Consider the following 25,587-nt stretch of genomic DNA (forward strand, 5'->3'; position numbering starts at 1 on the left):
TTAAGACAAAAGTTGTTGGGCCGCTTTGATGCCTTGGTAAAAGGCCTCTTCAAAAATTGAAATCCCGCTCAGGTCTGAGTGCGCAAAGGCAATCTTCCCTTCCAGTAGCGCTCCTTCTTTCTTGCGGTCCTCTCCCCAAAGGAAGCCTGGTACCGGTTTTATCATTCCGTGGCCCCACACCCACACGTTTAGCTCCTCTACCTCTTCCCTGATCGTTGGGTGCGCTTTCTCTAGTTCCTGGAGTACTTGCTCTGCCCATTGGTCCTGCTTCTTCATAAAGACTGCCTGCCGGCCTGCAGCGGAGGAATCTGGCAAGGGTAAATAAAAGGTAATCACCTGTTTTTTGGGGAACCCTTCTACGCTTTGCTGCTGGGCATTCACATACCCCAATGACTGGCTACCGTAAATCACATTATCCCAGCTTAGGGCCGTTCCTTTCCCTTGGGGTACTTGCTTTACCGTAAGGTTGGCCACTACCCAGGGCGCATAGGCAAAGGGCTTCTTATTACCTGTTGGTGAAACCTGGAGCAAGTCTTTCAGAAGTTTCTCCCTCACAAATTGCGGAGTGGCCATGACACATTTCTGCGCGATCAAGCGCTTGGTTTGGTCGTTGTGCAGGTTGAGGTAATCTATAATGACTTTTCCGTGGGAGAACCCTACATAGTACACCAAAGACCCTGTCCTTATATCTGGACCAGCCTGTTCACGGAGCCTTTCCGCAAGCCAATGGTTTCCTTCAGGCCAGGTTAGAACCCGGTCAGCATCTGAGTTGGCTGCTTTTGCTTTACGGCCGGCAAAATAATGGATACCCGCCCAGGCGGAGGTCTGCTCTAAGGTAGCCCCGAAATCGTCTAGGCAGCAATATTCCACATACCAGCGTAAGTAGAGAGAGGTAAAGTTTTGCTGGACCATCCACTCCTGCATGGTCAGGGCATCCAGGTTCCGGAAGCTGGCATCTGTGGAAGAATTATCCAGAGGGATGTCAAAAGCATAGCGACCATCCGCTCCCTTTGCTTTCTTCATTTCATCCATAAGCGCCACGAACCATTCTATCTGTTTTAAATCCGCCGGAGGCACTCCCCAGGTAGGTATTAACCCCTCTTGCCAAAAGCCATTGATAAAAAGACGTTCCTCAGGGTCAAAATTGAGATGGTACTCATTGTACACCGGCAGCCCTGACTCATCAAAGCCGGTAATTACCTTGGCTTCCGCCAGAAAATCTAGAAGGTCCTGGTTGTTATTATTGGGCAAGGGCAAATAATGGGCTCCCCAGGGGAAAGCGCTATGTTCGTTTTTCCCTGATTGGCTGTTGCCGCCAGTTCTGTCTTCCAATTCTAGCAAACAGACTTGGGTAGCACCGTTTTTTCTTAGCCACCGGGCCGCCGACAAACCCGAGATGCCTCCCCCAATCACCACTATGTCTACTTCTTCAGTGATAGACGGTAGGGTGGTAATGCCCGTTCTTAGCAAATGACCCGCTTTGAAAGAAGGGCCGAACAGGCGACCGGCAGGAGCCTTTTTAGTTTCTGCTACACAACTCACCAGCGAAGGACCAGCCAGTGCCAGTGCTCCAATTGCCAGGGCACTTTTCTTCAAAAACCTTCTCCGCTCTTCCCGTTCCCGCATTTAGTTTATGTAAGTGGCCCATTCGTCTTCAAAATAACGGACCAGGGCCTGGTTGTTCAACTTATTGATTTCGGTTTCACGGGCGGGCATGTCTTTGGGAAAGGTGCGCATCTGTTCAAAGGTAGGGCCGTCCAGAAACTTTAGCTGCGCCAGAAACTGCCCTTTCACTTGCACCTTTTGTTCCGGAGAGGCCAGCACAAATCCCCAATCCCCAAAGGAAGGAACATGGGCGTGGTACGGCAGTGTAGCAAAGCCGCAACTGGTCAAGGTATTCACCACACACCAGTAAGCATTGGGGGCCACGAACGGGGAAGTGGCTTGAATCACGGCCGCCCCATCGGGTGCTATGGCCTGGCGCAATACTTTGTAGAAGGTATTGGTGTAAAGCTTTCCAATGGCATAATTGGCAGGGTCTGGGAAGTCAATCACTACAAAATCAAACTGCTCCTTGTTGTTCTTGAGCCATTGAAAGGCATCTGTGTTAATGACCGTTACCTTTTTAGACAGCAGGGCCTGCTGGTTCAGGTTCTTTAAAACCTCATGGCTAGAAAAAAGCTCCGTGACGGCTTTATCTAAGTCTACCAATACCACTTTTTCTATGCTGGGGTAGCGCAAAATTTCACGGACCGCCAAACCATCTCCCCCACCCATTACCAGTACCTTTTTAGGGCTGGCAACCGAGTTTAACCCCGGGTGAACCAAGGCCTCATGATAGCGGTATTCATCAGCGCTGCTAAACTGAAGGTTTCCGTTCAGAAACAGCCTGAACCCTTGGTCATTTTTCGTGAGCACAATCTTTTGGTACGGTGACTGAACAGAATAAATGATCTTATCTGCGTAAGAAAGGCTTTCTGTGAACGCTAGAATTCTGTCACTCATGATAAAACCGGCCACTAAAGAAAGGATGGCCGCCGCGCAGGAAGCGCGTAGATAATAAATGCCCCTAAGCTCTTTTGTAAAGTAGAAACATAACCAAAGGGCCACGCCCGCATTAAGCAACCCAAAGAAATAGGAAGTCCGGAGCAGGCCCAGATGCGGCACCAATACCAAAGGGAAGATCACAGACGCCAGCAGGGCCCCTATGTAGTCAAAGGTGAAAATTTTGGACACCAGTTCCTTGAACTCAAACCGGTCTTCCAGAATACGCATGATTAACGGAATCTCCAGGCCTACCAGAATTCCCGTAAGGGACACCAGTAGGTAAAGCACCATCTGGAAAGAGGCCACCCGGTCAAACAGCAGAAACAGGATGGTAGAGCTGAAACCGCCCACCAATGCTACCAGCACTTCTATCTGGATAAACCACGCAATCAGGTTCTTGTTGAAGAACCGGGAGAGGTAACTCCCAATACCCATAGAGAACAGGTACAGCCCAATAATGGTGGAGAATTGCGTGACAGAATCTCCTAAAAGATAACTGGCCAACGTACCCGCCACCAACTCATATACCAACCCGCAGGTAGCCACCACAAACACTGAAAAAAGCAGGAGGGCCTGTACGCTTATTCGCATGTAACGCTGGGCTTAACCGTGTACAGATGCGCCAATGATAATGGCAATGGCAATAATGAAGGCCGCAAAGATGGTGGCCAGCGCCATGTTTTGTTTCTCCAGAATCTCCTTCCAAAGGTTTTCTGGGGTTACCTTCTCCAGCAGCCAAAACGTGAAAAACAGAATAGCGATCCCTATAAAGGAATAAAGCAAGGATGCCGAAACCAGCTTGTAGTTGATGAGTGATTCCATAGTTTTTATTTGTGGTAATAACGGTGTGTGCGGTAACTGCCTGTTCTGGAGCCGCCGGCCTCAGATTCTTCTTTGTCGTCTCCCAGAAAACGGGTGCCAGAAAGTCCGGCATAGGTAAAGAAACCTACCACCAGCACCAGGTAACCCAGAAATAGAAGCTTTAAACTTTTCTTCATAAAGGAGTATAGCTATTCGTCATAAGGGGAGTAATCACTGTTCATCCAGCGGCTTCTTTCAAAGGAATATTCCCTGAACCCCTGTACCGCAGGCACCGCCGCCAACAATAACAAAGAAATCCAGAAGTTAGACCAGATGGGTACGTCCTGCATCAGACGTAAATGGAACGTATCTGGTACCCCACTCTGGAAGGGCTGCATGTCACGGGAAGGTTGCAGGTAAACCTGGTAAGTGCCGCTTGGGATGGCAGACAGGATCTGATCCGTACCTGGGCTCCCCTCGCTCCAGCTTTCGCCGCCCTCCACGCCATTGTAAAACTCTACGCCCACCTCTACATAATATTCGCGGCCAGTTTTGGTATTCAAGAGGGAGATTCCGGTGGCAAACCAGGAGTTCTCTACCGGAGCCCGTAGGCGCACTTCCAGGTTGGTGCTTCCTAATAGCGAGGACCCTATGTCTATGGTAGGACCAGGAAGAGGCATTAAAGTACCTTTGCCTTCTTCTTCAGTCAGCAGGTAGGTCTTATCTAACAAAACCTTATTCTGGTGGAAGACAGAGAGAAGTACCTGAATACCAAGCAATACCGCAGCCGCCACCAAGGCCAGATTTCTTACTTTATGAAAGGGAAAATCCTGGGAGAAGGGTTCGGCCCCGCCTACCCCAACCTGGTATGGCATGGGACCCTCAAGGGCGAAGAGTTCCTGCACCAGGTCCGGCTCCATATGCTCCCCAAGCATGTAGTTTTGCTCCTCTCTGCCAATTGACATGGTAAGCGTGTACGGGGCAGCTACATATTCACTATACTGGTTTTCATCTTCTGTGATCTGCCAAAAAAACTCGCCGCGGGCATAGGTGACCGTAGTGCGGTATTTATTATATAGCTTGAAGTTTTTGCCCAGGTATCTTATATCTGACGATATGTGTTTATTCACATTGATAAAATCAGAGATAAACCGGAAAAAGGTCCAGTGACCGTCTGACTCTGCCATAAAAGCATACCCGTGCACCGGATTGAACAGCACATATTCGCGCCACCGGTATTTCAGGTTTCGTTCTTTATAAACCAAAAACCCCACTACCGCATACAGCACCCCATTTACCCGGCCTTTTCTGCCAAGGGGCAATAAGGGCTCCTCCTTTTCTCTTCCAACAGATTGAATGGGAACAAACCCCTTTTCCTGCAGTTCAGAAAGATGGGCACAGTGCGCGCAAACCACATTCTTAGCCTGGGCGTGCGTGATCAGGTGCAGGTTCTTTTTACAGGAAGGGCACGTCACCTCCAGGGTGCCGGGCAGTTGGCCCTTCTCTTTCACGTCAAAGCCATTCATCGTGTGTGCGGGTCCCTTGTAATGACATTTCGTTTAACTCCACATAAGAGCCCAGATAGGCATGTGGTACTCGGGAATTTGTAACCTGAAGGATGCCCATCTGACCATCTGTTCTGAACAGTTCAATGGAGGCAAAACCTAATTCCTGCAGCCCTTGTTCGGGCACCTCTCCCTCCCAGAAAATCTGCTTTACTTTATCTTTCACCTCTATGCTAAGGATAACTGCCCCTATAGTAGCCGTATCGCCAATGCACAGGGAACCCACCGGGGAATGGCCGGTGTAGGATGACTCCTGGAAAAAGCAGTAGTTGCCGGCCCAATCGCCCAACCAGCCCGTAAGCCCGCTCTCGTACAGAACAAACCAGTGATTGCGGTATCCTTCCAGAAAGAAATACTGGATACGGCCAATCACCTCAAATTTATCCCCTGCCCTGGTACCTGTCATGCCTATCTGAATAATGCTCATGACCTCCCGCATAGGGACTGCCTTTTGCGGAACAGCGCCAGGCACCATGGTTTTTCTCACCACAGACAAGCAGGAGGGACATACCTGCGCCAGGCTTACTTCCGTTCTGAAAACCAAAGGAGTTTGACACGAAGGACAAGGGAAAGGGGTGGCGAGGGAAGCCATCATAGAAATAAAAAGCGGGCTGATAAAAGAATGGGAAGTAAACTGTTTTAAGGTTGGTTTCAGGAAAACATGCTAAAAACGGAAGGTAATATCACGTAGCCAGCTTTGTGAAACTAAATTACTGCTTACATTTCATTTTCCAACTATTTACCTGCCCCCTTCTTCCCATAATGGGTTTTCTGCTGTCTCTGGTCGAGCAGAAGCACCTTGGCAAAGAACGTTGCCCATAAGGTTGAAATCTGGTTTAGTGCCGTTTTCCCAAAAACAACTCATAAACAGGCAATCCTTTAAATACCAATGGTTACCTATCCTCCCTCTCCTTTAAAATAATTGCAGGCAACCTATTGCAAGCTTTAAAAGTATATTTAACTTTGAAACTCAAAGTACTTTACATATTTACTAACCCAAACTCAATCCTACTAAGAAATCCAAATCATCTTTCTATACCCCAAACTCTAACCAAATTTTTTTTAGCTATGAACTTTGAAATACAAAGTACTTTACAAGAAAACAAATTAGAAATTCTTCCCCTACGCCAGTCCCCAAAACCGCTGCTGGTCACGGGTCTTGTCTGTATTGTGGTTTCCTTCGGCATTTTCCTTCTCCAGGATCTAGACATGCTAAGCGAGGTAGACAATGCCGATGGGATGTTCCTGTTCAACTACCTCATTGCGGCGGGTTATTTCCTGACCATCCTCCTGCGGAAGCGCTTCAGCAAAAATAAGCCTCTTCCGTTTCTGGACCATCTCATGCTTTTCCTGGTGCTGGGGCTGATCAGTGACTTTGCGCTGAACAAAAGCATGTCCATTTTTCAGCCGTCGGTGCCGTGGTTTTCCGGGTGGCTGGTGGTGGTGTCCTGCGCCATGGCGGCATTTCCTTTCCGGCAGTTTTTACCCAAGGGCTTGCAGTACGTGATGGTGTTTTTGCTGGGCACGGGCGTGGTGCTGTTTGGGTATTTTGCGCTCTACCTTTTGCCGTATTATGCCATTGGGGCCATTGGCGCCATTGCGCTGGGCATTGGCCTGCACATTTTCATTCCGCTGGCGGCCCTACTTTGCCTGTTGGGGGCCGCCCGGCGGTTGGCTAAAAAAGACAAGGCGGTAAATAGGGTTTTCGCGGTGGGCATGCTGGTGCCGGTGCTGTTTTCCTTGGTCTACCTGAGTGTATGGCAAGCCGGCCTGGAGAAAATAAACCGGTTGCTGAGCGCGTACCAGGTGCAGGACCAGCAGGATTTGCCGCGGTGGGTTTTCCTGAGCCAGCGGGTACCGGCCACGCCGATCTTTGAACGACTGGTGCAGACAGATCTGGTGTACCAATCGGCGTCTACTGACGGTTTTGACTTCTTTGGCCTGCCCAACCGCACCTTTGCCGAACTGCAACGCCATGACCCTTTGGTGATGTTGGCCACCCGCCTGTTCCGGAAGCCCGAGTTAACCACCCAGGAGCGCATCAAAATCATGGAAAGCCGCCTACAGCTGCGGCACCAGGCGCAGGAGCGGCTGTGGTCTGGCACGCACCTGTCTACTAGCAACGTCATTACCCAGGCCCAGATTTTCCCCCAGCACCGCCTCAGCTACACAGAGAAAATCCTGAACGTCTACAATAATCGGCCCGGCAGCTGGGGGCAGGAGGAAGCCATTTACACCTTTCACCTTCCTGAGGGCAGCGTGGTGACCTCCCTCTCGCTCTGGATCAACGGGCAGGAAGAAAAAGGCTACCTCACTACCCAAAGCAAAGCCGAAAAAGCCTACAAAACCATTGTGGGCGTAGAAGCCCGGGACCCTTCAGTAGTACACTGGCAGGAAGGCAATACCGTAAGCGTGCGCGTTTTCCCCTGCACGCCCCAGGAAAGCCGGCAATTTAAAATTGGCATCACCTCTCCGTTGCGGCTGGTAAATGGGCAATTGCTCTACCAGAACATCCCCTTTGACGGACCATCTGCTATAAACGCCCCCGAAACCGCGGTCATTCGCGTAGAAGACCCGGCCGCCAAAATAAATGTTCCTCAGGATTTCACGCTTTCAGGCGCTAACCGGTTTGAGCGCCATGCCTCCTATGACCCCAACTGGAGTTTCAAGCTTCCGGCCCCGCCCCTAAGCACCCAAGGTTTCTCTTTTGCCGGCCATACCTACCAAATGGCGCCATATACCCCCACGTTTGCGCCTTTCAATCCTGCCCGTATTTACCTGGACCTGAACCAGGCTTGGGCCGAAGAAGAATTCAATGCAGTATACCAAGCGGCTCCAAAGCCGAAGTGTTCGCCTTTACGGGCACGGAAATGACCTTACTCACGGACCAAAACCGGGAGGAGATTTTCCGGCAGAGCCAGGCGTTGACCTACTCGCTGTTCCCACTGCACTTGGTAGCAAACCCCGAGCAGGCCTTGATCATCAGCAAAGGCACCGAGAATTCGCCTAATCTGAAAGATTTGCAAGACAGCCGTTTTGCGGCTGATTTCGCGAAAACGGCCCCAAAACGCCAACCCATCCGGTTCTTCCAGTTGGGCACCCTTACATCGCCTTACATTAAAACCATCAAGGAACTTAGCGTCATCCAGCATACCCATGGCACCACTGCCCACCTGGCTTCTTTGCTCCGGGAGCAGCGTTTCCCAGAGCCGAAGCAAAACGATAATTCCGTAGTGCTGGAAGAAGCCGGAGTTACTATTACCCGCACCAGCCTGTCAGAAATTGAATCTAAAAAACCTAAAGCCCCGGCCTCCGACCACCTGCTGCGGCTTTTCGCTTACAACCACCTTTTGCAGCAGATTGGCCCTAAATATTTCCAGAAGGAATACCTGGAGGAAAACCTGATTGAAGAGGCTACCCAGGCCAACGTAGTGAGTCCGCTGTCAAGTTTGGTGGTGCTGGAAACCAAAGAAGACTATAAACGCTTCGGGATCACGGACAGCAAGAACAGCCTGGGCAACGCCAGCCTGAAATCTTCGGGCGCGGTGCCCGAGCCGCATGAGTGGGTGCTGATCATTCTGGTGGTGTTGGTAGTGTCCTTCACTTTGCTTAAGCAACGGGTAATTTCATGAACAGGACCCTCCCCCCACTAAAAGCCATCCTGCAGGCCCGGCGTCTTCCGCTGGTGCTGGGCCTGGGGTATGCGCTGGTGGCCTTCATCTTCCTTAGGGAGTACCTGCTATGGGACCTGCCCTGGCTTTTGGGTTTGGCGCTGGTCCCGCTGGTGGCGCTCCCGGCCCAGCCTCCTGTCCGGTCGTGGCCCTTGTTCCTGGGCGCGGCGGCCCTGGCTGGGTTGGCGGCCTATACCCAGATCACTACGCTCTACTTTTTTGCCGTATTGCTGGCAGGCTGGTGGGCGCTGCATACCTTGGGGGGCAGAAACGGGCTTTACCCGCTACTGTTACTCTTGATTGCCTCCCCACTTTTCTCGTACCTGGCAGATGTCTGGAGCTTTCCGCTGCGGTTGCAGCTAAGCCAGGCCGCGGCCCAGTTGCTGCAGTTTATCTACCCCCAGGTAGAGGCCGCCGGTAACCTGATCTTGGTGGAAGGCAAGGAATTCTCCGTGGACCCTGCCTGCGCTGGCCTGAGCATGCTTTCTTTCTCGCTTCTACTCGCGGTCTTTTTGATGGCGCGGCTGGCCCGGCAAAATTCCTGGCCCTGGTGGGCGCAGGGCGGTTTGCTCCTGCTTATGTTAGGGCTGAACCTGACCTGTAACCTGATCAGGATTCTGCTGCTAGTCGTCTTTCAGATTGGTCCCGACCATGTAATGCACGAGGTGGTAGGGCTATTGTGCCTGGTGGCGTATGCGGTAATCCCCTTTTATTTTGGAAGTGGGTTTATGGCCCGTTTTCTCCAAAACAGCCCTAAACTAGAAAAGCCAGCGGTTCATCCCCATCAATCCAGAAAATGGGGGCTACATGTTTTCCTGTTGTTGCTGCTCACCGTGGCGGGCCTTAGGATTATGTTTAAGGAAGTGGTTCCGCAGCCGGCCGCGCCCTTGCACGTGGCAGGGTTCAAGGCTGAGGTTCTGCCCGACAACGTGCACAAGTTCACCAATGGCCAGGCGCTCATCTACATGAAACCCGTGCGGGGCTTTTACTCCACAGAGCACCATCCACTCATCTGCTGGGAGGGCAGCGGGTATCAGTTCAGGAAGGTGCGGCAGGGACAGGTGGCTAACCGGCAGGTGTTCATGGGTATGCTGGTGCGCGGCAAAGATCGTCTGCACACTGCCTGGTGGATGGACAACGGGCAATACCAGACCATAGCACAGTCTGACTGGCGCTGGCGCATGTTCAAAGGCGAACCGGCCTTTCACCTGGTCAACATCACGGCCGGTTCTGAGCAGGAGTTACAAAGGCAGATACAGGCTTTACTGGCCTCTTATACCTCAGCCACGGTCCCGGCCAAGACCGCTTCCTGGTAATGGGTGGCGGCCCGCTGGCCCGAGTAAAAGACCGTAATGCCCAGCAGCGTGCAGCAGGCCATCACCCCTACCATGGGCAGGGCGGTGCCGTTATGGAACAAACTGACCGCCCCGGAAACCAGTGCGCCAATGCCCATCCGGAAGCTTCCGCCCAGCGCCGAAGCACTGCCGGCAAACCTGGAAAACGGCGCCAGCGCCAGCGCCGAGGCATTGGGTGCGGTAAGGCCCTGCCCTATCAAGAACAGAAACAAAACCACAATGAGGCTGGTCTTGCCGTACCAACCCAGGTACACGCCTACCACCATCAGGGAGCCAATCACGATCTGGTATACCAGGGCTATGTTAATGATCTGCTCACTTTTCAGGCGTCTGAGTAACAGGTGGTTGAGCTGCGGCGAGCCGATCATAGCCACCGACAGGATGGCGAAGATCCAACCGTATTCCTGCTCGCTCACTTTGTAGATGTTCATGAACACATCTGGTGAGCCCGAGATGTAGGCGAACGGAGCCGCTGCCGCAATACCACCCACCAGGGTATATACCAGAAACTGGGGGTTGCGGAGCACGGTCAAAAAGTTACGGAGCACCGGCTTGGGCTTCAAAGACATGGTAGGGTCCGGCTTCTTGCCCTCGGGCAGGGCGAAAAACACACCAATGAGTATTACCAGGGTGATTACCGCCAGGGCAATGAAAACGGAGTGCCAGCCAAAGGCCGCCGTCATGTAACCGCCCACGGTTGGCGCCACCATAGGCGACACGGCAATCACCAGAATAAGCCAGGAGAAAACTTTAGCGGTCTCGGTAACCGGGAACAGGTCGCGTACCAGGGCCTGAGCCGCCACCATACCCGCGCAACCGCCCACCGCCTGCAAGAAGCGCATAAAGATTAAGGTGTCTGCAGAAGTGGTAAAGGCACAGCCAACCGAAGCCAGAATATAAACTGCCAACCCGGCGTACAAGGGGTACTTACGCCCGAACCGGTCCAGCAAGGGGCCATACAGCAGCTGCCCCACCGATATACCTACCAGGTAGGCCGTGAGCGAAAGCTGAATCTTGGAAATGGTGGTATTTAGGTCTTCGGCAATGGCCGGAAACCCCGGCAGGTACATGTCAATGGAGAAGGGACTGATGGTGGAAAGGGATCCCAGAATCAGGATTATGATGAAATATTGTTTACGCGTCATGAGGAAAAGCAAACCGCAAAGGTACAACTTATGCCCCACTTCCCGGGGGACCGTTTTTCTTTGTCGGTATCACCAAAGAAACCAGATTATACTTCTCTGGGCACGTTTGTGTTTCCTCTAATCCTATAGAATGGTATTTAAACGCTCTCTGGTTCTGGGGCTTACCATTAAATAAACCTCTCTAAATCACCTTTCTCTCCTCTAAAATAACGGTTACCTGTGTTTTGTGCCTGTTTTTCTTAAAACAGGCACAAAACACAATTTTACCGCAATCTGTTGGCCTGGCGTTTTCTTACCTCCATCATGACCCTGCGCCGCATCTGGGCTTCAGACCTGAACAGGGTCATGATCTGCTGCGGGGTAAGTACGGTTTTGAATTCCTGGTAATAGTTCTTGCGGAGGGTGCTCAGTTTAATGGCGTTGTCCAGCTGCGCCTGAATCATTTTATCTGCCTCCTCCGCCGAAAGGTCGTTGGGGGTTTTGCCCGCCGGCAGGTTGGGCCGCGCGAAATGGATGGCCGTCAGCTCCGCGTCATAGCGTTTGTAGATGGGGCTCAGCGCTTTCATTTTCTCATCGCTCAGGGCCAGGTGTTTCTGAATCTCGGTGAGCTTTACCTGGGTAATGCGTTCGCGCAGTTTGGGGTTGTTGCTCAGATCCTGGGCTTGCGCGAAAAAAGCAAATAGAACGCCGGCACTAATGATGACTAGGGTTAAAAAGGGTTTCATTACTCTATAGTTTCTCCGTAAACGTATTCCTCAGATTCAGCAATGGCGGCCAATTGCTGCAATTCCTCATCTGAAATGGTAGCTAATAACTCCTCCAGCGTCTCTGTTCTTTCAGGCTTGGAGACCTGGGGCTTTGGGTTTGGTAACGCGGCCCTGGCAGGGGCAACAGTTCTGGCCGGTTTGGTAGCGGTTGCCACTTTGGGCTGGTTGGCAGGAACAGGGGCGGTTACCGTTTCAGGGGTTGCCTGCGTTTCAGGGGCAGCCACAGGAGCGGTTTTCACCTGGGCCATTTTAGGGGCCGGGTCTTGTTGGCGCAGGAAGAAGACATATCCCGCCAACAGCAGAACCGCCACACTGGCCGCAATGGAAAGCATTTTCCAGGAGCCTAGGGAAAAGCTCTTAGAAGGAGCCGAACGTCTTTTGGCCTCGGCCAAGGTTTTACTGGTGATCTCCTCAAAAAATCCGGAGGGCACCTGATAGGGCATCTGTTTGCCCATTTTCTCTATATCAAATTCTTCTTTCATTATTCCTGAATCATAAATTCTTTGATCTTACCGCTGGCGTAGTGGTAATTGGTTTTGAGGGTGGCTACCGAGGAATCCAAGATCTTGCTTATCTCTTCATAGGGCAGCTCATCATAATAACGCAGGTTAAAAACCAGCCGCTGCTTTTCGGGGAGCCGTAAGATGGCCTCCTGCAGTCGCACCAGAATTTCATCGCTGTCCTGGGGGCAGGAACCATGCAGGGTGTCTATTAATTTCTCACTGATTTCCTCAGAGGAGACCAGAAACCGTTTCCGTTCCTTAAACAACCGCAGGCACTCATTGGTGGCAATGCGGTACAGCCAGGTATACAGTTTGCTGTCACCGGCAAAACTGTTCAGGTGTTTGTATACATTGATAAACGTTTCCTGCAGGAGGTCCTGCGCATCTTCATGAGACACCACCAACCGCCTTATATGCCAATAGATCCTGGTCTGGTACTGGTTCATTAACATGGTAAAGCCTTTGTCTTTGGTGCGCGGCTCATGAAACAAGGACAAAATTTCCTCGTCTGTCGGTTCTGTCATTCCATCTGGGCGGTAAAAATTCCAACCATGCTCTTTAGAGGCATTAAAGGAACAAAGGTTAAACGGGAGGTTAGAAAAACAATTTTTTTTGAGGTTTAAAGAATCAATACCTCTGTTTTAAACGCCGTCAGCGCAATTCAAAAATATTTTTAGTTATCCCTTTTAACTTTAGCTCGCTTCTCTCCTCTTAGTGATATATTCCGGAAGATACTTACCAACAGGCATAGGTGGTATTCCTGGCGGCCATTTTATAGGGGCGGCCTCCTCTTGCCGGAGTTTTACCTAAAGCGCTTTCAAATCCTTATTTTTTTAACCTTAACCAAAACCACAACGCACATGAAGAACTTGAGACTCACCTGGGGCATGCTGGCTTTTTCAGTGTTCCTGACGTTTACCGCCTGCCAGAAGAATGACGTGGATCCGGCCACCGAACTGACCGGCACCGAATTCCAGATGGCGAACCTTACCGAACTGGAAGCCCCCGAGGTAACCAGCCAATCGGAGACAGACGAGTTCAGGTGCAAACCCGGAGACAGCACCAGAGTGCACGCCCTGGTGAATATCTTAAAGCAACTTAACCTGGACGAAAACCAGCGGAAAGCAGTAAAAAACTTCGCCCGCCAGCACCAGCAATGCGTGGCCGAACACATCATCAAAATTCACCAGCTGCACAAAGAGCTGCTTCATAAAGCCAACGTGGCGCGGGAAGAGCAGCTGAAAGCCTTCAAAGAAGGTAAGATCACCAAGGCACAGCTGGAAGAGAGACTGATGGCCATCCGGGCCAATTTGCGGGAGGAACTAATGAAGCATGAGGTGAAACAACTACACATGCGTATTGTGCGCAGATGCAGAATGGAGCTTCTCACCAAGATTGAGTCTATCCTGAACCAGCAGCAATTGCAGAAGTGGAATACCTGGAAAGCCAGTCTTCTGTAACAGAGGGAATTCTTTCCAGTAACAAGAAAGCGTAGCTGGGGGCTATGCTTTTCTTGTTTTATACCTCTTTCATGGCGCAAGTGTCCGCTAGAGTTTGCAGGCATACTGGTTTCTCCTTGGCGTTCTTTTCCCACTAATCCTTTTCCCTCTATTCCTTTTCCCCTCTTTGTCATCCTGGAAGGATCTTGGTAGCGAACGGTAATGACAATTAATACACGCTACTACAGTCCGTCCACAATTTCCTTTCAGGATGACAAAAAAGAAATAGTAACAGGTGAATAACAATCAGCCATATGCGCAGCCACCAGCAGAGGCTTGCGCCAAATAGAAAACGTTAGATCATAGTAAAACGTCAAAACCAGCGGAAAGCTTCAAAACCTTTCTCCCCTAAAAACTGCCTTAGCTTACCTGGGTGGCAGCCACTTCAGGTTTTACCGGATAGGTAGCTGCCGCCATTTCCTGGTACATGATGCGGTAGTACTCATCTGCCATGCGTTCAGACCCGAAATAGGCGTTCACCTCCTTCATGCTGTTCTCCATCATTTCCACCCACTTGTCCTGGTCCAGGTAGTAGGTAGGAATGACCTCATTCTCCAGAATATGCATCATGTTGGTGTAGTCGGTCTGGTCCTGCTCAAGGTCTGGCAAGTTGGTGTCTACAATAGGGAAAAGGAAACTGTTGTGCCCATGCTTGCCAAACTCAGGGAGCCAGCCGTCCTGCACCGAAAAGTTGATAGCCCCGTTCATGGCGGCCGTCATGCCGCTGGTTCCGGAGGCTTCGCGCGGCCGGCGCGGGGTATTCAGCCACACATCAGCGCCTTGCTTCAGTTTGGCAGACAGGTCCAGTTCATACCCTGTGAGCACCGCCACGTTACTTTTGTGCCGGGAAATCTCAATGATCTTATTGAACAGGTTAATGGCGCCGAAGTCAAAGGGGTACGGTTTCCCGGCCCAGATCACCTGCACGGCCTGGCCTTCGCGGTTAATCAGCTCAAAGAAACGGTGCAGGTCAAACAACAGCAGGTCAGCGCGTTTATAGCCGGCAAAACGGCGGGCCCAGACAATGGTGAGCACCTCGGGTTTGAAAAGTTTACCGGTCTGGTCAGCGACCACCTCAAAAAGCGGTTTCTTCATCTGGGCCTTCAGTTCCAGCATCCGCTCCTTGTCTTTGGCTTCCATGGCCAGCTTCAGGGCGGGGTTCTGCCAGTAGGCCACGTTCTGGGCATTGGTGATGGACTTTATCTCGCAGACGCCGTCATAGCCATACCACATGTCACGGGCCACCTCGCCGTGCAGTTTAGAAACGCCGTTGGCCACCTTAGCCATTCTAAGCGCGGTAAGCGTGTAGTTGAGTACCCCGTCATGGCAGCCAATCAGTTCACAGGCCTCTTCTACCGGCAGGGTCCCGAAGAAAGACATCTGGTTCAATAGTTTCACCTCCTGCTCCTCATTGCCGGCCTTTTCTGGGGTGTGGGTAGTAAAGACAAACCGCTTCTTCACTTCCTGCAGGTCACGGTACTTGTCATACAGATGGAACACCAGCGGAAGGGCGTGCGCCTCATTCATATGGAAAACGGCCGCGCCGCCCAGGGCCTCCACCACCTTGGCGCCCCCTATCCCCAGCACAATGCTCTGGGCAATACGGGCCGGCAACTCAGGGTCATAGAGCCTATGGGTAATGGTGCGGCTCAGGTAGTCGTTCTCCGGGATATCGGTGGTCAGGAAGTACATAGGAGCCGTCCCGAAGGTTTCGGCGGGCAGCACCAGGGCCTTTACCCACACCGGGTTATTATGAATGTTGACCTGCACCGTTATGCCGGTGTCTTCCAGAAAGGTGTAATACTTTTTCTGGAACTGCACCCGCATGGAGGTATCATCGTTGCGCACCTGGTCATAGTATCCGTATTTCCAGAGCACCCCAATGCCAATCAGGTTCTGCCTGAGGTCAAAGGCGCTGCGCATATGGGAGCCCGCCAGGTACCCAAGCCCCCCGGAATAGGTCTTAAGCGCCTGGTGAATAGCATATTCCATGCTGAAATACGCCACACGCTCACTATATTTCTCATTGATGGTATACGGATGATACCACTTGCTATAATTTCCCATGGTTGTAGATCAGGTTTAGGTGACGGCAGGTTTAACATGTGACCAGCAGCTAGCTTGTCTCCTTGGCCAGGCATAAAAAGCATTGCTCCAAAAGCAACTGATATTAATGTTAGGAATAATACACTAGAGAAGCAAGTCCAGAATGCGGCCATATTATTTTGCTCCTTTTCCTACCCTCCTACCGCCCAATCAGTTACCAACAGATTTTCTTTAATTTTGGTACCTTCCGCGGTTATTCGCAGCGTTTTCTTCCAGAACAGAGGCTTCTTCCAAAACAAAAATCCGTTTCAGGGCCGTTTTCTGAAAAACGGCCCTGAAACGGATTCAACAAAATATTTTTCCTTTAAACGGTATTACCGGCCAAAGTCATCCTGCACGCGCACAATGTCCTCTTCGTTAGACGGGTTGGCCGCGTCTGTGTGTTGCCAGATCTCCGCCAGCACGCCCCAGCCGTCCAGGCCCACCAGGCGGTGGCGCTCAGACTGTTTTAACGTGATGAGCGCACCAGGTTCCAGGCGTTGCAAATCACCTTCCTCATCTGAGGGGCTGGTCACAACGCCTACCTTGCCCTTCACTACTTTCCAGATTTCAGCGCGGCGGTGATGGTACTGCCACGAAAGCCGTTTCTCCGGGGCCACTACCAGAATCTTGGGGCTCAATTTCCCGGATATCTTCAGGTCTTCCACCGAGATGCCGTCAAAATAGGTATCGGCAAACTGCTGGGCCTGGCTTTCGTCTATCACAAAAAAGCCACCCCAGGGCCGGGTTTGGTCCTGGCTGGCTACCTGAAAGCCTTTATTTGTCAATTCTTCTTCTATTTCCTGAAACAGGGCTTTTTTCTGCTGGTTTTCTTGCATGGGGTATATCTGTAACTTCCGGGCCCAATTTAAACCCAACTACTGGATTTCTCAAATTAACCTCTTTCCTCTCCTTTCGCTTAAAAACCTGGGCAAAGTCAAGGGCTTTCTGAATGCGGTGCATTCACCTACTTCTCCTTCTCCCGCAGGGAGAAGGAACCTTGCTTTTCCGTTTTGAGGCCGTTTTCCGGAAAACGGACCTAAAACCCAGTTTAACTTCCAAAACTCTCCTCCGCCTATTAAGCGCTGACTCCTACTTTAGGATTGCCCAAACGAGGGTTGAAGGCCGCAAGCGTAGCTCTGAAGGGGATGTTTACAAAGGAGAGCACACTTGGCTAGTTAAGCTTGGGCTGTTCGGGATTTGCAATCCCGAACTTCTGAAAAGCGGATTTGCAATCCGCCTGCCGGGAACTGTGGGCCTATACCCACGGGGATTACAAATCCCCTCCTTCCTGCTTCCGGAGTGCAAATCCGGAAGAGCAGTATGGGCTAGGGAACCACAAAAGAGATGCTCTTTTCTACCCATTACTTTGGAAGCCCATCCCACATGCTTCCATTTTTTTATTGCTTTTCAACTATTTTTTAACAAATATTAGAACTTAAATATGTTTAGATAGTATTAAAAATCAGATTTTAAAAAGCTTCTATGAAAACCCTTTTCTCTCTACTTATCCTTTTTACTTTAGCCTTGGGTCAGGTCTCGGCGCAGGCCATAGCTTCTCTTTCTAAAAGAGCCATTGAAAGTTTTCATGACGGGGATTACAAGCAAGCCATTCAGGATTATACCAAAGTACTGGAAGTGAACCCCAAAGACTATTTGGCCTACCAGTTACGGGGCGAGGCAAAATCTAACCTGGGCGAGGACAAAGCGGCAATTCTGGACTTTGATGCGGCCTTACAGTTGAATCCTGCCCTTGCCTCAGCGTACACCCTGCGCGGAAATTCCAAAGCCTACATTGGCAATGACAAAGGCGCCATAGAAGATTATGACCTGGCCCTGAAATACAACCCTAAAGACATTATCCTGTACTTTTACCGGGCCACCTCTAAATTTAATCTAAAGGATTACAAAGGCACCATTGAAGATTATTCAGCTTTCCTGGCCTACAGTGACCAGTGGTATAGTGTCTCTGAACTCTCAGACGCCCTTATCAATCGCGGGCTGGCCAAGGAAAAGCTCTCAGACCAGGCAGGCGCATGCGACGATTGGGAAAAGGCCCTGGTACTAGGCGGCTATGATGCCCTTGCTTTCCTGAAGAAAAAGTGCGGCAAGTAAACTGCCTCAGCAGCCAGTTTTCGTCAATATAAAAATTGCGTTTTGGGCCTGTTTTCCTAAAAACAGGCCCAAAACGCAATTTTAGTTTACTCAATCAATCACAAAAGGCTGTGGGCTGAAGCACAGCACAAAGACCAGCAGGGCCAGCCAGCCCATGAAAATACGGCCTTTACTGAGCGGGCGCTCATCTGGGCAATGCGGATGGAAAATACCCATGGCCCGCGCCAGCACCAGGCCAAATACCAGCCACCCGTGGTAACCGGTCACCCCGGGCCACCACAACTGCACCGCTATCTGCGCACTGAACACCCCGGCCGCTATCAATACACTGCGCCGCACCTCAGGGAACATAGGCTTGAAGACAATGAGCAGGTACAGTGCGTAGCCGCCCCACAGCCACCAATATTCCAGCAAGTCGGTGTCTAAAGGGATTAACCCCAGGCCTGCGTAGAAAATAAACAGCGTGAAGAGCATGGGTGACAGCCGGTTAAAGCGCTCGTAGCCCATCATACCGTACAGAATGTGCCCCCCGTCCAGCTGCCCAATGGGTAGGAGGTTAAGGGCGGTGAAGAAGAGCGCCAGAAACCCCGCAAACAGGTAGGGGTAATGGATGATCTCGTAGCGGTTGGGCAACAGGGCCGGGTCGGCGACTAATTGCTCAAAGATCCAGAAGAGCAGGTTGCGGCCCAAGGAAAGGTCCCCGTTCCCCTGGTACACAAACTCCGCGTAGCGGCTGCCCAGCAATTGGTATTCGGGGTGAATCTGGTAAATGTACTCCGGGGGCGGCAAATGGGTGAAGCCGTACCACAGCAGCGGCAACGCCACAGCAAACCCGGCAAAGGGCCCGGCTATACCTATATCAAAGAACTCCTTGCGGGAGAAGATGCGCTCCTTGATCCTGATAAACGCGCCCATGGTACCTATGCTGGACGTAAACCCCAGCCACATGGGTATGTAGTACGGCAGCGTGACCCTTACCTTGTAATAGCGGGCCGTGAAATAATGCCCGAACTCATGCACCGTGAGCACCCCCAGAAAAGCCAGCGAGAAAGGCAGCCCCTGCAGAATCTCTTCCCAGGAAAGCGAGCCTGCCCATGTGAACCCATGCTGGTCAAAGAAGTACGATTTCCCCAGGCGCCACTCTGCCCCGGCCAGCGTGGTAGTGACCAGCGTGACCAGAAAAAGCAGCGCGTGCAACAAGTGCCTAGGCTTCATTGGCCGGCAGCGCCTCTTTGAGCGCCTGGTTGATAGTAAGCGGCGGCGCCAGGTGCAGGGTCTGCAAGCCTACCTCCCTGGCCCCCACAATGTGCTGGATGCTGTCATCAATGAACAAAGTCTCTTCGCGGTTCAGGCCGTTCTCTTCCAGAATATGTTCAAACACGGCACTGTCTGGCTTGCGCTTGCCCACCAAATGGGAATAATAGGCTTTCTCAAAGAGGCTGTCTAGGCTGGGGATATGGAAACTGGTGGCCACAATCTCATTAAAGGCCAGCATGTGAATGGCATTGGTGTTACTGAGCAAAAACAACCGGTAGTGCTTGCTCAAAGCCCGCAGCAATTCAATCCGCTCTGCGGGAATATCCAGAAGCATGGCATTCCAGGCCTCGTCAATCTGAGCGTCGGTGGCGGTGATGCCGAAGTCTTTCCGGAGCCCTTCGCGGAAGTCCTCTGAGGAGATATCGCCGCGCTCATAGAGGTCAAACAGTTCTGACTGAGCTTTTTGGCTGAAATCAACGGACGTGTCTACCGGTGCGAAGGTGCGGAGGGCGTCTGTACTTTTGGCGTAGTCTATGTTGATGATCACGCCGCCTAAATCAAAGATGATATTCTTAATGGAAGAAAAATTCACAGATAGATGGGGTTTTGTTTTGTGTTTTGCGCTGCAAATTTGTAAAATTGCACTCCCAAATCAAAGATTTGGCCGGGCCTATAGCTCATTCGGTTAGAGCAACTGACTCATAATCAGTAGGTGCTTGGTTCGATTCCAAGTGGGCCCACGTTGACGCTGAAGCACTTATCTCCAAAAGAGGTAAGTGCTTTTTTGTTTTCCGCCCCGGTGCCTCCCTCCTTCTCCTAGAAAGTAATATACCCTCCTGACCAATTCCAGTAAAGCAAAGCGTTTTTAGACGGGTTACCTTACCCAAAAGCCGCTCCCCCAATGACCTCGTTGTGTCTGAAAGACCTGCAAGCGTCTGCGCAAATGGCCATTGCCCCCGCCATATCTTTTTGTACAAGTTACGCCTCAGAACCACGTTGTGTAGGGACAGGGCTTGACCTGTCCGCGGCGGCTCAATTGGTAGCGCAGTTTTTCTTTTGATTACTCGTTTCAAGCCGCAGGCGTTTTGAGGGCGTTTTGGAGGAGCGCGGCAAAACGGTTTAATGGCCTAATAGCACGTGCTCCAAAGACCTCGTAGTGTCTATAAGACCTACGAGTGTCTGTGCTCAGGACACATCAAATTTAATATTACCCTTTTGATGAAGGTTAGGGAGTGTTTCAACTGCAGAAGAGGGCAATACGTGCGGACAGGTCGCGACCTGTCCCTACCCTCTTACTTGGGTTGTATTTCCTTCCCAGTACCTATCTCAGACTAAAATAAAGAAACTAACCAGCGGAGCGAGGCACAGGAAAATGTGCGGGAGCCTAGAATACATAACAGCACGATAGACCGCACCCTAGGTTCATACTTACGCTGTAACAGCAGCAGGCTCCGCTTTAAAGTGGATAGTGAACGTGCTACCCTGTTCTAATTCGCTATCTACCATCATATTTCCACCCGTAGCATCTACTATCTTTTTTGCCAGGAACAAACCAATCCCTTGGCCTTCGGCGTCCTTGTTAATGCGGCCATATTTTTTGAATATCTGCTCCTGGTCCCGTTTCGTCATTCCTATACCGTTATCCTGCACTGAAAGAATGATGGTATCGCCTTCCTGCCTGGTTTGAACATGAATGACCGGGGCTTGAGGGCTTTTGAATTTAATCGCGTTAGAAATAAGGTTATAGACAATACTCCGCAGGTTTCTTTTAGAGAACAGGATATGGTTTACGCCCAAATCACGGTGTATTAACGCCCCAGAGGCCTTAATCTTATCTTCTAAACTCCATTCAATGTTATCTATGATTTCTGAAATATCAACGTTCTCCAGGATGACCATATCGCTTTCCAGTTTGGCAACGGTAGCAATATCGGTGATCAGGGTCTTAAATTTCCGGATAGATAAATTGATTATTTCCAGAAACTCATTCAGTTGGGGATCAGCGATGGAGAGCATGTTCATTAACCCGATGCTCCCTTCAATGTGGTTCAGGGGGGCTAACATATCATGGGAGGCGGTATAGACAAAGTTGTCCAGGTCAGCATTAATGCGTAACAGGCTTTTGTTCTTTTTGTCCAGCTCCAGTTGGGTGCTTTTTAATTCAGTGATATCACTGAACGTTATGATAGCGCCGCTGATTTTATTGTCTGGATGCTGTAAGTAAGGCATGGTCATGGCCTGGTACCAATGCCCATTATTTGATTCTATCTCCTTGGTAATAAGGCTGCCTTTCTCCAACACCTGCTTAATATCCTCTATAAAGGTTTCAAATTTTATATTGGTAGAGATGTTACTTAAAGGCCGACCAATATCGGTGGCCACAAGATTAATGTGCTTGACCGTGCCCGGCGAAAACTTCATTAACAGAAAATCATTGTTGACAAATAACTGCCCGTTGACATTGCTCCTGAAGTAGTTGTTCAGGTCATCATTCAACTCCAGCAATTCTCTATTCTTCAGCTGATAATCTGCGTTAATGGTATGCAGTTCCTCGTTCACCGACTGCATCTCTTCATTGGTGCTCTGCATTTCCTCATTAGCCGAGAGCAGCTCTTCATTAAAGGATTGCATATTCTCATTAGACGCGTCTAGTTGCAGATAGATAGACCGCAGCTTGTCTTTGAGCTCCTTTACTTCGGTTTCCAGGTTTAAGGTATACCGGTCATGGTATATTTTTTCATCAAAAACCAGGGCCTCCGGGCTGGCCGGTGCTTCCAGATTATCTTCTTTAAAGGTTACCAGGAATAGTTTTTGCGAATCTTTCTTTATATCTAAACGGCTCACCGACATACGGACACTAACTGCCGTATCCTGTTGCTTTATTTTGACACCCGTGATGGAAACTTTTGGGTCACCCTTCAAAATATTGGCAAACAAGGTATTAAAAGCTATGGCCAACGGGGGCGGCAAAAGCTCAGTTAAAGTAGAGTTGAAGTTTTTCTGCAGTAAAAATTTAGAGGTGTCACCGTAGGCTTTAATGACCTGGTGTTTTTCATCAATGCAAATGGCCAGGTACTCTAAATCGCTTACCAGGGCAGCGTTTACGGCTTCAGGTAAGTGGTGCAGTAGGCTTTGTGAACTATCCTCTGGCAAGGCAATGTGAGCTTTCTGTTTCTGGCCCGGCAATGAAAAGGCATCAAAGCGCACGGCCCGGTTATTTTTCAGGTTCCTGTAAATCTTAGATTTTTTATCAATGACTTCCAGGTCCTCTATAATGGGTAAAGGGCTTTCGCTGGAACCTAAAAACAAGTAGCCATCTTTTTTAAGCCCGAACAGCAGCATGGCGTATATCTTTTTCTGTAGGGCGGGAGTCAGGTAAATTAAAAGGTTGCGGCAACTGATCAAATGCATGTTGCAGTACGGTGGGTTCTTGACCAGGTCATGGTGAGCAAAAATTACCATTTTCCTGATATCAGGTTTTACCCGGTACTGGTTCTCCTCTTTTATAAAATGTTTTTCTAATCGTTCCTTTGATATATCCTTAGAAATATCAGCTGGATAAATGCCCACGCCCGCCTCTTTTAAAGCGCTGGCATCAATATCAGTGGCAAAGATCTTTACAACAATGTCTTTGTAGGCATCGGTTAGCTGTTCGCAAACAAGAATGGCCAGACTGTAGGCTTCCTCGCCGGTAGCGCAACCGGCTACCCACATTCTTAACTCCTCACCGGGAGCCAGCTTTGCCAATAAATCTGGAATGATTTTCCTTTGGATAAAATCAAAAGCCTCTTTATCCCGGAAAAAGGCGGTGACACTGATGAGGAAATCCTGGGCCAGGTTCTCTATTTCGGGGTGGTTTGTTTTAAGGAACTCTAGGTAATTGCCCAGGTTAGTAAAATTATTATAGGCTGCCCGGCGTTGCGTTCTTCTTAGTAAGGTGGTTTGCTTGTAATCTGAAAAATCCATGGGCGAGTTGGCCTTGATCAAAGCCACAATGGAGTTCAGATTTTTCATATTATCTGTATTATCGGCTAGAATTCCTGCCTCTTGTTGGGTATAGTCTTCTATAATTCCGGGCATTTGGGCAGGCTCCAGAATAAAGTCTACCATACCGCTGGCAATGGCGTTGGCAGGCATGCTGCTAAACTCACTGTTCTCCGGGTCACGCACAATGATCAGCCCACCGGCATGCTTAATCGCTTTTATGCCTTCAGTGCCATCTGCCCCCCAAACCCGATAGAATAACCCCAATGGCTTTTTGTCCGCAATCGGCGGCCAATGAATTAAAAAAGGCGTTAATGGTAAGGTGGGGACCGGGAACATTCTTTTTATTTGACAGATATAGTTTATTCCCCCTAATGGTCATGAATTTGTCATGCGGAATCAGGTAGACTTCGTTGCTTTTCACCCACATCCCGTTTTCTGCTTCCTGCACCACCAGCTTGCTGTGCCGCGCCAGCAACTTTACCATATGGCTTTTAAAATCTGGCGACAGGTGCTGGATGATGATGTAAGCCACCCCGTCTAAAGGAGTATGGTCAAAAAAGGAATTTATTTCCTCCATGCCTCCGGCCGAAGCGCCAATAGCAATAACATGATGCGGAACTGGCGTATACATAAATCAGAGACAGTTGTGGCCTAGGCCCTTCAGGAATAAAATCCTGAGGGTGTAAAAGCCTGTTTATTGACAGTATAACCAATATTTCTGATAATCAGTGCCTTATACTAGGATAAATTGTAGTTTCTTTTTACTAAAATCCAGAGCAATACGCATTTGCCTTTAAAACCTAATCAAATGGATACCCCTAAATTTGTTATTGTCGTTGGTGCTTCAGCGGGTGGATTAAGTGCTTTGTCAGAATTTGTGGGGCAGTTACCCGCAAACCTGGATGCAGCGGTCTTTATTGTCATGCATTTATCCCACACCAGTATCAGTGATTTTTTAACAAGGCACCTGAAACAGCATACCACTTTGCCTTGTGCGTTAGGTAGTGAAGGCGCCCCCATTCAAAAAGGCCATATTTACATTGCCTCGCCCAACCTTCACTTACTGGTAAAAAAAGGAAAGATCATCTTGGGCCACGGGCCCGAAGAGAACCGGTGGCGCCCTTCTATTGACGTGTTATTCCGGTCAGCGGCGGCGGCGTATAGCACCCGGGCCATTGGAGTAGTGTTAACCGGTTTGCTAGACGACGGCACCACCGGCATGCTCGCCATTAAAAGAAGTGGTGGTACGTGTATTGTACAGGACCCCAATGAAGCCGAACACCCAGATATGCCCTTGTCTGTGCTGAACAGTATGGAAGTGAATTACTGTATTTCCTTAGCCGATATGGGCGAGATCCTGTTAGCCATTACCCAAACCGACCCCGAGGAAATACCTGCTCCCGAGGACGTGATCATAGAATCTGAAATTGCCGAACGGGTAGTGGTAGATTATGACAACGTCAAAAAAATAGGCGAGAAAAGCATTTATGCCTGCCCCGATTGCGGTGGAGGCCTCTGGAGTATTAACGACGAAGGCAAGGCCAAAAGTGACAGGTACCGTTGCCACATTGGTCATTCTTACTCTGAAAAAGATCTGGTGATTAAACAATATGAGATTTTTGAGTCTACCCTTTGGACCGCCCTGCGCATTATGGAAGAACGGCGCAACCTGTTTCTGAAGATGGAAAAAGACCACGCCCGGAAAGGACTATCTACCTTAGCCAAGAGCTACCATGAAAAAGCAGAAGCCATTCAGGTTCACGTAGATAAAATGAAGGAAGTACTGTATGCTTCCCAGAAATCTGTTAACTAAAATCCCTGACAAATAGACTTTTCTACTTCAATACCAGGTATTTAGCAAGTGGAGAAGCTTGCGCTCAATGTGCCTCTTTCCCTAGCCTAAGCCTACTATAGCCGTGCCACAAAAACCAGGTTTATTGCGCGTGCCCAAACTCTTTGATGACCTAAAGGCCGTTCCTCAAAAGTCCTCGTAGCGTGCGCAGCTCCTGCGAGCGTCTGCGCCAACAGCCAGCACAAACCGCAGACTTCCCTTTGTAGGAGCAGGAGGATGTTTACCCCCGCAGAAGAAACCAATACAATTCGGACAGGTTGCGGCGAAAGCGTACCCTCTGGATTGCTACCCCCTCAACTTAACCTTCTCCCGCAGGGAGAAGGGACTGCGCTTTCCTGTTTTGGGGCTATTTTCCTGAAAACGTGCTTAAAACAGATACCTCCTCAAATCTCTGCGAAAAAGGAACTGCCTTCATTTTAGTAGAAAGGTAGATGCGCC

General features: G+C 50.1%; 22 protein-coding genes and 1 tRNA gene. 7 read left to right on the top strand and 16 right to left on the bottom strand.

The window, feature by feature from the left end:
• The 6 genes from TH63_RS10030 to TH63_RS10050 are packed head-to-tail and all read right to left on the bottom strand — an operon-like array spanning window position 1 to window position 5,457.
• Window positions 1–1,626 (bottom strand): FAD-dependent oxidoreductase, encoded by a 1,626-nt coding sequence (locus tag TH63_RS10030; protein ID WP_048920832.1) that lies wholly within the window; start codon window positions 1,624–1,626, stop codon window positions 1–3.
• Window positions 1,627–3,138 carry a polyamine aminopropyltransferase gene (locus tag TH63_RS10035; protein ID WP_048920833.1) on the bottom strand — a complete coding sequence of 504 codons (1,512 nt, stop codon included), beginning with the start codon at window positions 3,136–3,138 and terminating at the stop codon, window positions 1,627–1,629.
• 12 nt (window positions 3,139–3,150) lie between these two features.
• Window positions 3,151–3,369 (bottom strand): DUF350 domain-containing protein, encoded by a 219-nt coding sequence (locus tag TH63_RS10040; protein WP_048920834.1) that lies wholly within the window; start codon window positions 3,367–3,369, stop codon window positions 3,151–3,153.
• 5 nt (window positions 3,370–3,374) lie between these two features.
• The gene (locus tag TH63_RS20320; protein WP_156180521.1) at window positions 3,375–3,545 is read right to left on the bottom strand and encodes a hypothetical protein; all 171 of its coding nucleotides are present in this window, start codon (window positions 3,543–3,545) and stop codon (window positions 3,375–3,377) included.
• A gap of 12 nt (window positions 3,546–3,557) precedes the next feature.
• Entirely contained in the window at window positions 3,558–4,874 is a 1,317-nt protein-coding gene (locus TH63_RS10045) for a DUF4178 domain-containing protein (protein ID WP_048920835.1), read from the bottom strand.
• On the bottom strand, window positions 4,861–5,457 hold the full coding sequence (locus TH63_RS10050) for a hypothetical protein (protein WP_048920836.1): 597 nt from the start codon (window positions 5,455–5,457) through the stop codon (window positions 4,861–4,863). Before TH63_RS10050 ends, TH63_RS10045 begins: the two co-directional genes overlap by 14 nt.
• A gap of 524 nt (window positions 5,458–5,981) precedes the next feature.
• Between TH63_RS10050 and TH63_RS20780 the strand changes: the two genes are divergently transcribed.
• From TH63_RS20780 to xrtN, 3 genes are read left to right on the top strand one after another with little or no spacing between them, the layout of a single operon-like run.
• On the top strand, window positions 5,982–7,787 hold the full coding sequence (locus TH63_RS20780; RefSeq protein WP_048920837.1) for an XrtN system VIT domain-containing protein: 1,806 nt from the start codon (window positions 5,982–5,984) through the stop codon (window positions 7,785–7,787).
• On the top strand, window positions 7,784–8,545 hold the full coding sequence (locus tag TH63_RS20785; protein ID WP_048920838.1) for an XrtN system VIT domain-containing protein: 762 nt from the start codon (window positions 7,784–7,786) through the stop codon (window positions 8,543–8,545). Before TH63_RS20780 ends, TH63_RS20785 begins: the two co-directional genes overlap by 4 nt.
• The gene (gene xrtN, locus TH63_RS10065; protein WP_048920839.1) at window positions 8,542–9,900 is read left to right on the top strand and encodes an exosortase N; all 1,359 of its coding nucleotides are present in this window, start codon (window positions 8,542–8,544) and stop codon (window positions 9,898–9,900) included. The genes TH63_RS20785 and xrtN overlap by 4 nt, the downstream gene beginning before the upstream one ends.
• Here the strand turns inward: xrtN and TH63_RS10070 are convergent.
• The 4 genes from TH63_RS10070 to TH63_RS10085 form a co-directional block, all read right to left on the bottom strand.
• Window positions 9,858–11,084, bottom strand: coding sequence for a Bcr/CflA family multidrug efflux MFS transporter (locus TH63_RS10070; RefSeq protein WP_048920840.1), 1,227 nt, complete (start codon window positions 11,082–11,084; stop codon window positions 9,858–9,860). The genes xrtN and TH63_RS10070 overlap by 43 nt on opposite strands.
• A 263-nt stretch (window positions 11,085–11,347) precedes the next feature.
• Window positions 11,348–11,809, bottom strand: a complete 462-nt coding sequence (locus tag TH63_RS10075; protein ID WP_048920841.1) for a hypothetical protein — start codon at window positions 11,807–11,809, stop codon at window positions 11,348–11,350.
• On the bottom strand, window positions 11,809–12,333 hold the full coding sequence (locus tag TH63_RS10080; protein ID WP_048920842.1) for a hypothetical protein: 525 nt from the start codon (window positions 12,331–12,333) through the stop codon (window positions 11,809–11,811). Before TH63_RS10080 ends, TH63_RS10075 begins: the two co-directional genes overlap by 1 nt.
• Window positions 12,333–12,878, bottom strand: coding sequence for an RNA polymerase sigma factor (locus TH63_RS10085; protein WP_048920843.1), 546 nt, complete (start codon window positions 12,876–12,878; stop codon window positions 12,333–12,335). The genes TH63_RS10080 and TH63_RS10085 overlap by 1 nt, the downstream gene beginning before the upstream one ends.
• 336 nt (window positions 12,879–13,214) lie before the next feature.
• Between TH63_RS10085 and TH63_RS10090 the strand changes: the two genes are divergently transcribed.
• Window positions 13,215–13,814: a hypothetical protein gene (locus tag TH63_RS10090; protein WP_048920844.1), complete on the top strand. Its 600-nt coding sequence runs from the start codon at window positions 13,215–13,217 to the stop codon at window positions 13,812–13,814.
• 399 nt (window positions 13,815–14,213) lie between these two features.
• Here the strand turns inward: TH63_RS10090 and glgP are convergent, their stop codons facing one another.
• Together glgP and TH63_RS10100 are read right to left on the bottom strand one after the other, a co-directional pair.
• Window positions 14,214–15,920, bottom strand: coding sequence for an alpha-glucan family phosphorylase (glgP, locus tag TH63_RS10095; protein WP_076606458.1), 1,707 nt, complete (start codon window positions 15,918–15,920; stop codon window positions 14,214–14,216).
• A gap of 353 nt (window positions 15,921–16,273) precedes the next feature.
• The gene (locus TH63_RS10100) at window positions 16,274–16,777 is read right to left on the bottom strand and encodes a phosphoheptose isomerase (protein ID WP_048920845.1); all 504 of its coding nucleotides are present in this window, start codon (window positions 16,775–16,777) and stop codon (window positions 16,274–16,276) included.
• Between the two features lie 646 nt (window positions 16,778–17,423).
• Here TH63_RS10100 and TH63_RS10115 point away from each other — a divergent pair.
• Window positions 17,424–18,053 (top strand): tetratricopeptide repeat protein, encoded by a 630-nt coding sequence (locus tag TH63_RS10115; RefSeq protein WP_048920848.1) that lies wholly within the window; start codon window positions 17,424–17,426, stop codon window positions 18,051–18,053.
• Window positions 18,054–18,143: 90 nt separating this feature from the next.
• On the opposite strand, the gene TH63_RS10120 is transcribed toward TH63_RS10115, so the two are convergent.
• A complete protein-coding gene (locus tag TH63_RS10120; RefSeq protein ID WP_048920849.1) occupies window positions 18,144–19,268 on the bottom strand; it encodes a site-2 protease family protein in 1,125 nt (374 codons plus the stop codon).
• Window positions 19,258–19,902 (bottom strand): HAD family hydrolase, encoded by a 645-nt coding sequence (locus tag TH63_RS10125; RefSeq protein WP_048920850.1) that lies wholly within the window; start codon window positions 19,900–19,902, stop codon window positions 19,258–19,260. The genes TH63_RS10120 and TH63_RS10125 overlap by 11 nt, the downstream gene beginning before the upstream one ends.
• Window positions 19,903–19,976: 74 nt before the next feature.
• Between TH63_RS10125 and TH63_RS10130 the strand changes: the two genes are divergently transcribed.
• Window positions 19,977–20,050: transfer RNA gene (locus tag TH63_RS10130), tRNA-Ile, on the top strand.
• Window positions 20,051–20,738: 688 nt separating this feature from the next.
• Here TH63_RS10130 and TH63_RS10135 read toward each other — a convergent pair.
• Together TH63_RS10135 and TH63_RS20700 are read right to left on the bottom strand one after the other, a co-directional pair.
• Window positions 20,739–23,561, bottom strand: coding sequence for a CheR family methyltransferase (locus TH63_RS10135; RefSeq protein WP_231583455.1), 2,823 nt, complete (start codon window positions 23,559–23,561; stop codon window positions 20,739–20,741).
• A complete protein-coding gene (locus tag TH63_RS20700; protein WP_231583456.1) occupies window positions 23,521–23,928 on the bottom strand; it encodes a chemotaxis protein CheB in 408 nt (135 codons plus the stop codon). The genes TH63_RS10135 and TH63_RS20700 overlap by 41 nt, the downstream gene beginning before the upstream one ends.
• Window positions 23,929–24,105: 177 nt before the next feature.
• Here TH63_RS20700 and TH63_RS10140 point away from each other — a divergent pair, with 177 nt between their 5' ends.
• Complete coding sequence (locus tag TH63_RS10140; protein ID WP_048920851.1) at window positions 24,106–25,110, top strand: chemotaxis protein CheB; 1,005 nt, start codon at window positions 24,106–24,108, stop codon at window positions 25,108–25,110.
• Window positions 25,111–25,587 lie beyond the last annotated feature (477 nt).

This window comes from Rufibacter radiotolerans, from assembly GCF_001078055.1.
Lineage (GTDB): Bacteria > Bacteroidota > Bacteroidia > Cytophagales > Hymenobacteraceae > Nibribacter > Nibribacter radiotolerans.